Origin of the sequence: Pseudomonas sp. TNT2022 ID1044 (assembly GCF_028656895.1) — a bacterium.
Lineage (GTDB): Bacteria > Pseudomonadota > Gammaproteobacteria > Pseudomonadales > Pseudomonadaceae > Aquipseudomonas > Aquipseudomonas reinekei.
In genome coordinates this window covers 117675-130467 of the sequence record NZ_JAMDHB010000004.1, presented here as the reverse complement: position 1 = coordinate 130467, position 12793 = coordinate 117675, and the positions used below count along the sequence as shown (strand labels likewise).

Here is a 12793-nt window from a genome sequence, read left to right as displayed (position 1 = left end):
GCAAACAAAAAGGCCCGCACACGACTACTCGTGGCGGGCCTTTTATTGTTTTGGAGTCATGGCGGTTTGCCACAGGCGTTGGGCCGAATCGTAGCCGCGCGCTCAACCATGTGTCAATTTCATGAATCGTCTGTAATTAGGCGAAAATCGTCTAAGAATTTGCTTGCAGTGGCAGAAACAATCAATCGCGTGGCATTTCTCAAGTCAATTTGACGCACTGATTCGGGTGATTTCTGGAGGATCAAACCACTGGCAATCCACTTTCGTGTCAACGAAGACACAATTGGCAACAATCACTCCATGGAACTTTTCAAGAATAATTAACGAAAGCAAATAGCAAGCATTACCATTAGCGCCCGAAACGCCATAGCCTAAAAATCCTACGGATGCGCTCTTCAATGCCTGCCCCTTTTCGTATTTCGCCCTATAGCCTTGGGCTTTCTGCCTTGCTGTCTGCCGGTTTTTCCTACGCTGCCCCTACCACATTGCCTGCCACCGCCATCAGCGCCGAAGTGGAAGCCGATGACCCGCGCGTCAAGGAAACCAATACGGCAACCCGTACCAGCACGCCGGTGCGGTATGTGCCGCAGGCCATCGACTCGATTAAAACCGCTAACGTCGCGGATTACGGCACCAATGATCTGGGCACTGCACTCAGCGGCATTCCCAACGTCAGCAGCGGCGCTGACACCCGCTTCGACAGCCTGCGCATCCGCGGCTTCGACGCCAGCAACGACTTTTATCTGGACGGCATTCGCGACGACAGCCAGTACGTGCGCGACTTGCACAACATCGAGCGCATCGATGTCCTCAAAGGCCCGGCCGCCGTGTTGTATGGCCGTGGTAGCCAGGGCGGGATCGTCAACCGGGTGAGCAAGCTCCCGGAATTCGGCCGTCGCTCAACCATCGAAGCCCAAGGCGGCAGCGATGATCTGCGCAGCCTTTACGCCGACCTCAGCACCGATCCTTCCGAGGACATCAGCCTGCGCCTGAACATGGGCAACATGGACCAGAACAGCTTCCGCGATGGCGTGAGCGGCAATCGCCAGTTGTTCGCCCCCTCGATGAGCTGGCAACTGACCCCCGACCTGAATTGGCTGGTGCAATACGAGTACAGCCGCTACAACCGCACGCCGGATCGCGGTATACCGGGTGTGAATGGTCGTCCGGCGGATGTAGGACGCGATACGACCTACGGCAGCGAGCACGACTTCATCGACGACAAGTCGCAATCCCTGCGCTCGAAACTCAGTTACGACATCAACGAAAACTGGCAGCTGCGCCAGACCCTGGGTGTGTTCAAGCTCGACAGTGATTTCGACAACACCTACCTGACCGGCTACACCCCGGCGACTAACCGGGTTACGCGCCAGCGCTGGCAACAGGACCTGACCACCCGCAACGTCTACAACAACGTTGAGCTGGAAGGCGGGTTCGATACCTTCGGCCTGGAGCATCGCCTGCTGAGCGGCATCGAGATCGGTAGCCAGCGTCGCGATCCGACCCTGTACACCGCCGCCACTTCCGGGCCGGGCAGCTCGCCAGTACCGGCGCTGGACCTGAACAACCCCAACCGCGATTTGCGCCATACCGGCCGCATGCAGGTATCAAGCAGTTCCCACACCGAGGTCGAAAGCCGTGCGGTGTATGTGCAAGATCAACTGCGCCTGAACGATCAATGGCAATTGCTCGGTGGCTTGCGTTACGACACCTTCGACATTGAGTCGACTAACAAGCTGCGCGACATTTCCGAAGACCGTGACAGCCACAGCACCAGCCCGCGCGTAGGACTGGTCTGGACGCCGTTGCACAATCATTCCTTCTACGCATCCTGGTCGAAGACGTTCTCGCCGGTCGGTGGCGGTTTGATCGGCATCACGCCGGGTGCAGCCGGTAACAGCAACGACCTGAGCCCAGAGCTGACCAAGCAAAAGGAAATCGGCGTGAAGAGCGACTGGCTCGATGATCGCCTGAGCACCACGCTGGCGATCTACGAACTGGAACTCTACAACCGCCGCACCAGCGATCCGAATAACCCGACCATTACCCTGCTCTCCGGCTTGCAACGTTCCCGCGGGATTGAGCTGACTGCTACCGGCAAGATTGCTGGCAACTGGTACATGCGTGGCGGCGTGGGCGTGCAGGACGCAACGGTTGAAAAGGACAACAACGGGTTTGAAGGCAAGCGCATCAGTAACGTGGCCAAGCACAACGGCAGCGTGTTCCTGACCTGGAAACCGGAGATGGGCTGGTACGCCGAAACCGGACTGACCCTGGTCGGTGACCGTTATGCAGACAACCTCAACACCACGGTGCTACCGGGTTATGGCCGTTGGGATGCATTGGCCGGGTTTCGCCATAAGGACTGGGACTTGCGCGCGGCGTTGAACAACATCACCGACAAGAGGTATTACTCGTCGGCAACCAGTGCGGCGCAGATTCAGCCGGGGGCGCCGCGCAGTCTGGTTGTGACGGGGACCTACAGCTTCTAAACACTGAAAATCAACTTATTACACCGCTATCGCCCGTTCAGCCGGCTACTACAGGGGTGTGATCGTTCCCTCGCGGAGCGCAGGAACGAACAAGCAAAAAAAAGCGCCGCCCTCCCGGCAGCGCTTTTTCTTGATCAATCCTTTGTTTTTCTTCCTATCCTTCCATCACATCCCACAATGCATCCAGTTCCGCCTCGCTGAACAAACCAGCGGGGTAGCGCTCGATCATCGTCCGGCGCGGATCAGTTTCACTGATCGGACGCGTTCCATTGGACTTGAACCAGTGCGCCAGAATCTGGAGCGATTCGCTGTTTACCGCCAGGGGATGCGTTGCCCGCTCGCTCATCACATTCACTTCGGCGTTCATTTCAGCGCTCTCTCCCGGTTTGTGAGCGGCTAACTTATCCAAGGTTTATGACAGAACAACTAAGTTCTCCCCTCCCTGTTTCTCCCCCTGAGCAATACAAGACCTATGCCAATGTGTCGGGATTGTCGACCAGCGGATACAAAAAAGCCCGCAGTCCTTAAGGGCCGCGGGCTTGGGGCATGGCATCACGCGAAAACGTTTGCCTAGCCGATTTGTCAGACAACTCAACCTGTTACAACTGCACTCACTCTTTATGCGGCGCTGGCTGTTGTTGGGTAAGGCAGTGGATATTGCCGCCACCCAGTAACAATTCGCGGCCCGGCACCATGACCACTTCGTGCTGCGGGAACAGGTTCTGCAAAATTTCTTTTGCCGGACCATCAAACGGGTCATCGAAACTCGGGGCAATGATGCCGCCGTTGACGATCAGGAAGTTCACGTAGGAGCCGGCCAGGCGTACCGACGGATTGCGCTCCTGGGTACCATCCACCGGATCGACACCGGCGCATTCTTCCTCGGTCGCGTACAGCGGACCCGGAATCGGCATTTTGTGCACCGTGAACGGGCGACCTTTGGCGTCAGTGCTGCTTTCCAGCACGTTCATGGCCGCCTGGCAGCGTGGGTAGTTCGGATCTTGCGGATCATCGGTCCAGGCCAGCAGCACTTCGCCCGGGCGCACGTAGCAGCAGAAGTTATCCACATGGCCATCGGTTTCGTCGTTGAACAAACCGTCCGGCAGCCAGATGATTTTATCCACAGACAGATTCGCGCTCAGCACCGCTTCAATTTCTGCACGGTTCATGTGCGGATTGCGATTGCGGTTGAGCAGGCATTCTTCGGTGGTGATCAGCGTGCCTTCGCCGTCGACGTGGATCGAGCCACCTTCGAGCACAAAGCCTTCGGTGCGATAACGCGGGCTGCGTTCGATCTCACAGATCTTGCCGCCCACTTGCGAGTCACGGTTCCAAGGCGAATACAGGCCACCGTCAAAGCCACCCCAGGAATTGAAATCCCAGTTCACGCCACGGACTTCGCCGTTGTTGTTGATGACGAACGTCGGGCCGGTGTCGCGAACCCAGGCATCGTCGCTGGACATCTCGACAACGCGGATATTCGGCACATCCAGGCGAGCCCGGGCGTTCTCATACTGGCCGGCGGACACCGCCACGGTTACCGGTTCGAAACGGGCAATGGCCTTGGCCACTGCCACGTGCGCGGCTTGCGCCGGTTTGCCGCCCAGGCGCCAGTTGTCCGGGCGCTCGGGCCAGATCATCCAGGTCTGGGTTTGCGGGGCCCACTCGGCCGGCATGTAGAAGCCATCTGCGCGAGGGGTGCTGTTCAAAGTGGTCATGGCAGTCAGGACTCCAGGGATCCGTCGAGGGTTTTGATAGCACCATACAGGTTCGGACGGCGGTCGCGGAAGGAACCCCATGCGCTGCGTGTGTGTTCGAGTTTGTCGAGGTCGAAGCTGTGGACCAGTACCCCCTCTTCGGTCTCGTTGAGTTCTTGCACCTTCTCGCCGAACTGGTTGGCGATAAACGAAGAGCCGTAGAAGGTGATGTCGTAGCCGTCCTGCTCCTCGTTGCCGATCCGGTTGCTGGCGATCAGCGGCATCAGGTTGGCACCGGCATGACCCTGTTGCACACGCTGCCAGTGATCGCGGGACGAAATGGTCTTGTCGTGCGGCTCGCTGCCGATGGCGGTCGGGTAGAACAGGATTTCCGCCCCTTGCAACGCCATGCTGCGCGCGGCTTCCGGGAACCACTGGTCCCAGCAGATGCCCACGCCGATTTTGGCGTAGCGGGTGTCCCACACTTTGAAGCCGGTATCGCCCGGGTTGAAGTAGTACTTTTCGTGGTAGCCAGGACCGTCCGGGATGTGGCTTTTACGATAAATACCGAGGTTGCTGCCGTCGGCGTCGATGATCGCGATGCTGTTGAAACGCGCGCGGCCCGCCAGCTCGTAGAAGCTGATCGGCAGCACCACTTGCAGTTCCCTGGCGACTTTCTGGAAGTGCTTGATCGCGACGTTGTCGTCCACCGTCGTGGCCAGTTGCAGGTAATCCGGGTTGGGCTTCTGGCAGAAGTACGGCGCCTCGAACAGCTCCTGGATCAGGATGATCTGTGCCCCTTTGGCGGCGGCTTCGCGGACCAGCCGCTCGGCAACTTCGATGTTGCCTTCCAGGTCCCAGGAACAGGCCATCTGCGTGGCGGCGACGGTAACGATACGGCTCATGGATCATCTCCGGACAAGTGCGTGACGTTCAGGCATGGCTCATCCACACCCTGGCAATGGCGACTTTATATCCGATAAAAATCGGCTTTTAAAGCGATATATGCGCCTTCTGTCTAAATTTACGCACTTATTCCCGATAACAATCGAATTAAATCACCATCCCAGTGGGAGCGAGCCTGCTCGCGAAAGCGGTGGATAAGTCAACGTCACTGGTGCATGTGCGACCCAATTCGCGAGCAGGCTCGCTCCCACCGGGAGAAGCGTTTAGAGATTTTCCCCGAGCACCTTCGAAAGCATGTCCACGAAGAAATCCACACTCTGGCGCGAGGTCACCATCGGCGGTTTGATCTTCAGCACGTTGAGGAAATCACCGGTCGGCTGCATGAAAATTCCCAGCTCACGCAAGCGATCACACAGCGCCGTGGTTTCTTCGGTGGCCGGCTCCAGGGTGTCGCGGTTGCGGATCAACTCGACGCCCAGATAAAACCCGGAGCCATGCACCGCACCGACTAACGGATGAATATCGATCAGCGCTTCAAGACGCTCTTTGAAGTAGCCGCCAACGACCTGGGCGTTTTCCCAGAGCTTTTCTTCTTCCATCACATCCAGCACCGCCATGCCGACCTGGCAACTGACCGGACTGCCGCCAGCCGACGAGAAGAAATAGCCCTCGGCCTCCAAGGCCTCGGCGATTTCCCGGCGAGTGATCACGGCGCCCAGTGGCTGGCCGTTGCCCATGCCCTTGGCCATGGTGATGATGTCCGGTACCACGCCCTGCTCTTCGAAACCCCAGAAGAAATGACCCATGCGCCCGTAGCCGACCTGCACTTCGTCGGCGATACATACACCGCCCTGAGCGCGAACCAGGGCGTATACCTGCTGCAAATAACCCGGCGGCAGCGAGATGCCACCGGCATTGCCATACACAGGCTCGCAAATGAAACCGGCCAATTGGCGTTTCTGTTCGGCGATTTTGGCCAGGTTGTGTTCAACGCTGCGCACGTAGTCCGGCGCGCTGTCCGGGCCACGGAATTCACCGCGATAGGTGTTCGGAGCGATTACCGGATGCACCCAGTCCGGGCGGCTGCTCAAGGCTTTGGGGTTGTCGGCAATCGACGTCGACACCGCGTCCGCGCCCACGGTCCAGCCGTGATAGGCCTCAAGCACGCTGAGCATGTCGCGCCCGCCGCTGTAGGCCCACGCCAAGCGGATCGCCAGGTCGTTGGCTTCGCTGCCGCTGTTGACCAGGAACACGCGGTCCATGGAGTCCGGCGCCAGTTTCAGCAGGCGCTCGGAAAACTCGGCCACGGCGGCGTAGTTGAACCGCGAGTTGGTGTTCAGTAGCGACCACTGGCGACTGACGACCGCCGCCATGCGCGGATGCCCGTGACCCAGCACCGCGACGTTGTTGAGCATGTCGAGGTAAGAGCGGCCCTGCATGTCGATCAGGTGATTGCGCCAGCCACGCTCGATACGCGGCGGGTCGACGTAATAGTGTTTTTGCGTGCGGGCGAAACTGGCGTCACGCCGGGCCAGCAGGGTCTGCGAGTCGAGCTCTTGTTCGGCATCACAGGCCAGCCCCAGCAACGCGGCCGGTGACGGGCACAACGCTTGCCAGGCCGCCGCTCGCGACGGGCTGCAAAACAACGGTGCACTGAACGAAGAGCCTCGGCACAACTGCACGATCAGCGGACCACTGACCGCGCCCAGCACCTGGCCTTTGACCAGCGCCGCACCGGCATGCAGGGACGGCGTGACGCCCCAGAGCCGCACACTCAGTTGTGGACCGTCGAGTTGCAGCACCCCTTGCAACGGCTGGTGAACCACGCCGGCAAATGGCGCCTCGACCGTCGTACCCGTGGGCACCCGCAATTCGACGTGCAACGGGCACGTGTCCGGTTCGGTGGCGCTGTCCGGCCGGGTGCGGGACAACCGGTATTGCCCGTAACGACTGGCGGCCAACCCGTGAAGGGCGGCAGCTTCATCGAGCAATCGCTGATCGGTGCCCTCCTGCTCCCAGTTACCGGCCTCGAAGTGCGGGCTGAGGACGCCCAGGTCGATCAAGGCAAACTCCCGTCCGACCAGACTCGGCAGCAACGGTGCAAAACCTTCGCTGCCAATGTCTGGCAGGCTCTGGCCAACCGCCGTCAGGATTGCGGCTTCCATCAGCGCCAGCGGCACCGAAGTCGCCACGCGGAAAATCTCCCACTCGTGGCTCAGGTTATCGCGGCTGTAGGTGTTGCCCGGATCGATGCTGACCTGCTGCTCGCCGCTGAGCACCAACACCGCGGCACGGGCGACGATCAGCGGCCACAGCGCCAGCAATTCCTCATGGGTCAGCGGATTTACCGCGTGATACGCCTGCACCGCCGGCAGAATGCAGAACGGATCACCTTCACCGTGATGCAACAGCGCCGCGCAGGTCACCGACAAATCAGTGATGCGCCAGGTGCGTATCAGATCGCCGAAATCAATCACCCCTTGCAACTGCCAATGGCGCTGGGCATCACGCTGCCAAACCACGTTGTCGTCGGTGATGTCCATGTGGATGGCTTGCACCGGCAGCTTGCTTTCCAAAGGTTGCAGATGGCGTTGCGCCTGTTCGGCGGCTTCGGCGATGAGCCGGCGCTGGTTGTCGTCCTGGATGACCGGCAACAAATGCGCGATCAGGGCCTGCGCATGGCGCGCGTCCCATTGCAGCGTGCGCACCAGCCCGGGATGGTCGAAATCCGCCAGCGCCAGGTCCATCTCGCCGCACAAGCGACCGAAACCGGCCACCACCGTGGGGTTGAAGTATTCGAGGTGCGTCAGCGACTGGCCTTCGATGTAATCCAGCAGGCGCACGTGGACCGCTTGGCCGGCGACATTCAACGAGAGCAGGTCCGCGCCGTTCTTCGCCGCGATCACCCGAGGCACGTGCACATCAGGGTGCGCCGCCAAATGCTTGAGCCCGGCATGCTGGGCCTGCAGTTCCAGGGCCGAGTAGTCGCCGCGACAGATTTTCAGGACAAAACGGCCCTGCTCACTGTCGACGCGGTAGTTGAGGTCCTGCTGGCTGCCCAGGGCCTGCAATCTGCCGCTCAGTCCGTAATGCTCCTGCAACAGCTCAAGTGCTTGCTCCGCAGACACTTGCGGGCTGGGCAAACTGGCGCGATGAATCAACGTGGCGAGCGGCATACAACGACCTCGGAAATTTTATTAGGCGCCTATATCGCCACTGCTCGGGGCGATACGCAACCCCCACCCCTCGCTTCGTTCGGCCCCATGCGCAAGAATGTCAGCTATCACCATCCACTGCTGGAGAACGCCATGAAAGCCGTCACCACCGACCTGCCCGGTGTGCTGGTCTTTGAACCCACCGTCATGGGCGATGAACGCGGCTTTTTTTTCGAGAGTTTCAATGCCCGGGCTTTCCAGCAAGCAACGGGGCTGGCCCCGACGTTTGTCCAGGACAACCACTCCCACTCGAAGAAAGGCGTGCTTCGCGGCCTGCATTACCAGCTGCAAAACACCCAGGGCAAACTGGTTCGTGTGGTCGCTGGCGAAATGCTCGACGTGGCCGTGGACATCCGTCGTAGCTCGCCCCACTTCGGCAAGTGGACCGCCGTGCGATTGTCCGCCGACAACCGCCGCCAACTCTGGATTCCCGAAGGCTTCGCCCATGGCCTGGTGGCGTTGAGCGAATTTGCCGAATGCCTTTACAAGGTCACCGACTATTACAACCCGAGCGCCGAACGCAGCATCCGTTGGGACGACCCGGACCTGGCCATCGACTGGGCGCTGGACAGCGCACCACAACTGTCGGCCCGGGATCAGGACGCTGCACTCTTCAAGGACGCCGATGTCTTTGCCTAGGCATAATGCGTCGATATCCACAGGCGTTCGATGCTCATGACTCCGACCCTCCCCCGCAGACCCCGCTGGCGTAGCCTGGCCCTGCTCGCACTGTGCCTGGCGCCGTTGTTGTGGCCGCTCGAGCATTTGGCCGAACGCTACTACCGCAGCGAACTGGCCGGGCAAAACCGCCAGACCCTCGACCTGTACGTCGCCAACCTGTTGGGCACCTTGCACCGCTATGAAGTGTTGCCGCAGATTCTTGGCGACCTGCCAGCCCTGCGCGCCGTGCTCGGAGCCCCGGACGACAGCGTCAACCAAGGCAACGCTAATCGCCTGCTGAAAAACATCAGCGCCCAGACCGGTGCTGAAGTCATGTACCTGATGGACACCACGGGCAAGACCCTCGCGGCCTCGAACTGGGACAAGCACGACAGTTTCGTCGGCCGCAATTTCTCCTTCCGTCCGTACTTCAGCGAAGCCATGGCAGGACGCCTGGGGCGCTTCTTCGGGCTGGGCACCACCTCGGCCAAACGCGGCTACTTCTTCGCCGCAGCGGTGCGCAACGGCGAGAAAATCACCGGTGTGCTGGTGGTCAAGGTCGACCTCGACCACACCGAAAGCCTCTGGGGCAAAACCCCGGAGCAACTGTTGCTCACCGATCACAACGGCGTGGTCATCATCACTTCACGGCCAGAATGGCGCTTTCGCGCGACCCGACCACTGAGCGAAGACGAGCGCAAGGCGATCAGCGCGATCCAGCCCTACCCGACCCGTGATCCGCGACCGCTGAAACTCAATCCGAACGCCTGGCTGACCCAGACCCAACCGATCGCGGAAACCGGCTGGAACGTCAGCATCCTCGCCCCGCGCACCTTGATCGACCGGCCGGTACGGACCGTGGTCGCCATCGGTGGCGCCACGCTGTTGGTGGTCATGCTGTTGCTCGGCCTGATGATGCAGCGGCGCCGCCACTACCTGGAGCGGATCGCCTTCGAAGCCAAGGCCCGACGCGAACTGGAAGGTCGGGTGGCCGAACGGACCAGCGACCTGGAAGGTCTCAACCGTCGACTCAAACAGGAAGTGCTGGAACGCGAGCAGGCTCAGCAAGACCTTGTACGCGCCCAGGATGACCTGGTGCAGGCTGGCAAGCTCTCGGCGTTGGGGACCATGTCGGCGAGCATCAGCCACGAACTCAATCAACCGTTGGCGGCCATCCGCAGCTACGCGGAAAACGCCGAAGTGCTGCTCGACCACCAACGCACCGACGACGCGCGTGGCAACCTCAAACTGATCAGCGAACTGACCGGGCGCATGGCGTCGATCATCGCTCACTTGCGGGCCTTCGCCCGTCGCGATCGCCACGCGCCGGAAAGCGTCGCCCTGCAACCGGCGCTGGACGATGCCCTGGCCCTGCTGGCCAAGCGTCGACGCAGCATGGAAGTCGAGTTGATCCGCGACCTGCCTGCCGCGACGTTGTGGGTCGAGGCCGGCGAAACCCGCTTGCGCCAAGTGCTTGGCAACCTGCTGGCCAATGCCCTCGATGCCCTCACGGAAAAAGGCCCGCCACGCAAACTCTGGCTGAGTGCCCAAACCACCGCCGATGGCGTCAACCTGTACATTCGCGACAACGGCCCCGGCTTTTGCATGGAAGCCCTTGGTCGCGCCAGCGAGCCCTTCTACACCACCAAGACCCGCACCCAGGGGCTTGGCTTGGGGCTGGCGATTTGCGAGACCCTGATGCGCGCCTTCGGTGGTGAACTGTCGTTCGCCAACCATAAGGAGGGCGGCGCGCTGATTACCCTGAAGCTACGCGCAGGTGCACCGGGTGTGAGCCTGCAACCGTCCGAGGACCGAAGTGCATGACCATCGACAACCGCATTCAGGTCGTGTTGATCGACGACGATCCCCACCTGCGCCAGGCCTTGAGCCAGACCCTCGATCTGGCCGGTCTGAAAATTCTGCCGCTGGCCGAGGCCAAAGGCCTGGCCGGGCAGTTGGAACGTGACTGGCCCGGTGTAGTGGTCAGCGACATTCGCATGCCGGGCATGGACGGTCTCGAACTGTTGACTGAACTGCTCGCCCAGGACCCGGAGCTACCGGTGCTGCTGATTACCGGTCACGGCGATGTGCCGCTGGCGGTGCAAGCCATGCGCGCCGGGGCTTATGACTTTCTGGAAAAACCCTTCGCCAGCGATGCCCTGCTCGACAGCGTGCGCCGCGCCCTGGCCCTGCGTCGATTGGTGCTGGATAACCGCAGCCTGCGTCTGGCCCTGAGCGACCGCAATGAACTGAGCACCCGTCTGGTCGGGCAGTCCTCGTCGATGTTGCGCCTGCGTGAGCAGATCGGCGCGTTGGCGGCGACCAAGGCTGACGTGCTGATCCTCGGCGAAACCGGCGCCGGCAAGGAAGTCGTTGCGCGAGCGCTGCATGATTTATCCAGCCGGCGTAACGGCCCCTTCGTGGCGATCAACGCCGGAGCGCTGGCCGAGTCGGTGGTCGAAAGCGAACTGTTCGGCCATGAACCCGGCGCTTTCACCGGCGCGCAAAAGCGCCGCATCGGCAAGTTCGAATTCGCCAACGGCGGTACGTTGTTCCTCGATGAAATCGAAAGCATGAGCCTGGATGTGCAAGTGAAACTGCTGCGCTTGCTGCAAGAGCGTGTGGTCGAACGCCTGGGCGGCAATCAACAGATCCCGCTGGATATCCGCATCATCGCCGCCACCAAGGAAGACCTGCGCCAGTCCGCCGATCAGGGCCGCTTCCGCGCTGACTTGTATTACCGCTTGAACGTCGCGCCACTGCGCATTCCGCCTCTGCGCGAGCGCGGCGAAGATGCCTTGATGCTGTTCCAGCACTTTGCCGACGAAGCCAGCGCCCGCCACGGCTTGCCACCCCACGAACTGCAACCGGGGCAACGCGCGCTGCTGCTGCGCCACACCTGGCCGGGCAATGTGCGCGAACTGCAAAACGCCGCCGAACGCTTCGCCCTCGGCCTGGAACTGGCGCTGGATAACAACGAGGCGCAAGGCGCTGCCGGCACTGTGATGGAACAGGTCAGCGGCGGGCTGAGCGAGCAGGTGGAAAACTTCGAGAAAAGCCTGATTGCCGCTGAACTGGCACGCTCGCACAGCTCGGTGCGTAGCGTTGCCGAAGCCCTTGGCATCCCGCGCAAGACCTTGCACGACAAACTGCGCAAACACGGGCTGAGCTTCGCCGACAGCGGTGCCGCCAGCCACACCGACGACCTCGATTGAGCCGCCGTCCCATCATCAACTGCCAATAAGAGGTCCTGAATGAGCCGCGAAAGTCGTCAACTGGAATCAGTCCTCCACCACGACATCCCCCTCACCCGGGACATGGGCCTCAAGGTGCTCGACTGGCACGACCAGCAACTGCGCCTGCTCTTGCCGCTGGACGCCAACGTCAACCACAAGAGCACCATGTTCGGCGGCAGCCTGTATTGCGGCGCCGTGCTGGCGGGTTGGGGCTGGCTGCATTTGCGCTTGAAGGAAGAAGGCATCACCGACGGGCACATCGTGATTCAGGAAGGGCAGATCAGCTATCCGCTGCCGGTAACGGGCGACGCCAATGCGATCTGTCGGGCGCCGGATCCGGTGATCTGGAAGAAATTCCTGACCACGTTCCAGCGCTACAGCCGAGCGCGATTGACGCTGCATACGCGGGTCGTCAATGAAGGCCGTGATGAGGATGCTGTGAGGTTTACCGGGCAGTATGTATTGCACCGCTAAACTGGCGGGAAATGAAAAACCCTGTGGCGAGGGGGCTTGCTCCCCCCGGGGCGCGAAGCGGCCCCCTTTCCGTTGTTTACGGCTGCTGCGCAGCCGAGCGGGAGCAAGCCCCC

9 protein-coding genes are annotated in these 12793 nt (G+C 61.1%); 5 read left to right on the top strand and 4 right to left on the bottom strand.

Annotated features, from left to right (window positions below; genetic code table 11):
* Nucleotides 1-398 precede the first annotated feature (398 nt).
* Nucleotides 399-2492 carry a TonB-dependent receptor gene (locus M5G20_RS06840; RefSeq protein ID WP_273918500.1) on the top strand — a complete coding sequence of 698 codons (2094 nt, stop codon included), beginning with the start codon at nucleotides 399-401 and terminating at the stop codon, nucleotides 2490-2492.
* A 154-nt stretch (nucleotides 2493-2646) separates the two neighbouring features.
* On the opposite strand, the gene M5G20_RS06835 is transcribed toward M5G20_RS06840, so the two are convergent.
* The 4 genes from M5G20_RS06835 to M5G20_RS06820 form a co-directional block, all read right to left on the bottom strand.
* Nucleotides 2647-2859: a hypothetical protein gene (locus M5G20_RS06835; RefSeq protein WP_150735915.1), complete on the bottom strand. Its 213-nt coding sequence runs from the start codon at nucleotides 2857-2859 to the stop codon at nucleotides 2647-2649.
* A gap of 244 nt (nucleotides 2860-3103) precedes the next feature.
* Nucleotides 3104-4210: an agmatine deiminase gene (aguA, locus tag M5G20_RS06830; RefSeq protein ID WP_273918499.1), complete on the bottom strand. Its 1107-nt coding sequence runs from the start codon at nucleotides 4208-4210 to the stop codon at nucleotides 3104-3106.
* 5 nt (nucleotides 4211-4215) lie between these two features.
* Entirely contained in the window at nucleotides 4216-5094 is an 879-nt protein-coding gene (aguB, locus tag M5G20_RS06825; RefSeq protein WP_273918498.1) for an N-carbamoylputrescine amidase, read from the bottom strand.
* A gap of 264 nt (nucleotides 5095-5358) precedes the next feature.
* A complete protein-coding gene (locus tag M5G20_RS06820) occupies nucleotides 5359-8271 on the bottom strand; it encodes an aminotransferase (RefSeq protein ID WP_273918497.1) in 2913 nt (970 codons plus the stop codon).
* A 132-nt stretch (nucleotides 8272-8403) separates the two neighbouring features.
* On the opposite strand from M5G20_RS06820, the gene rfbC reads away from it, so the two are divergent.
* The 4 genes from rfbC to M5G20_RS06800 are packed head-to-tail and all read left to right on the top strand — an operon-like array spanning nucleotide 8404 to nucleotide 12680.
* A complete protein-coding gene (rfbC, locus tag M5G20_RS06815; protein WP_273918672.1) occupies nucleotides 8404-8949 on the top strand; it encodes a dTDP-4-dehydrorhamnose 3,5-epimerase in 546 nt (181 codons plus the stop codon).
* Between the two features lie 36 nt (nucleotides 8950-8985).
* Nucleotides 8986-10794 carry a sensor histidine kinase gene (locus M5G20_RS06810; protein ID WP_273918496.1) on the top strand — a complete coding sequence of 603 codons (1809 nt, stop codon included), beginning with the start codon at nucleotides 8986-8988 and terminating at the stop codon, nucleotides 10792-10794.
* Nucleotides 10791-12185 (top strand): sigma-54-dependent transcriptional regulator, encoded by a 1395-nt coding sequence (locus tag M5G20_RS06805; protein ID WP_273918495.1) that lies wholly within the window; start codon nucleotides 10791-10793, stop codon nucleotides 12183-12185. The genes M5G20_RS06810 and M5G20_RS06805 overlap by 4 nt, the downstream gene beginning before the upstream one ends.
* A gap of 39 nt (nucleotides 12186-12224) precedes the next feature.
* Nucleotides 12225-12680, top strand: a complete 456-nt coding sequence (locus M5G20_RS06800; RefSeq protein WP_273918494.1) for a thioesterase domain-containing protein — start codon at nucleotides 12225-12227, stop codon at nucleotides 12678-12680.
* Nucleotides 12681-12793 lie beyond the last annotated feature (113 nt).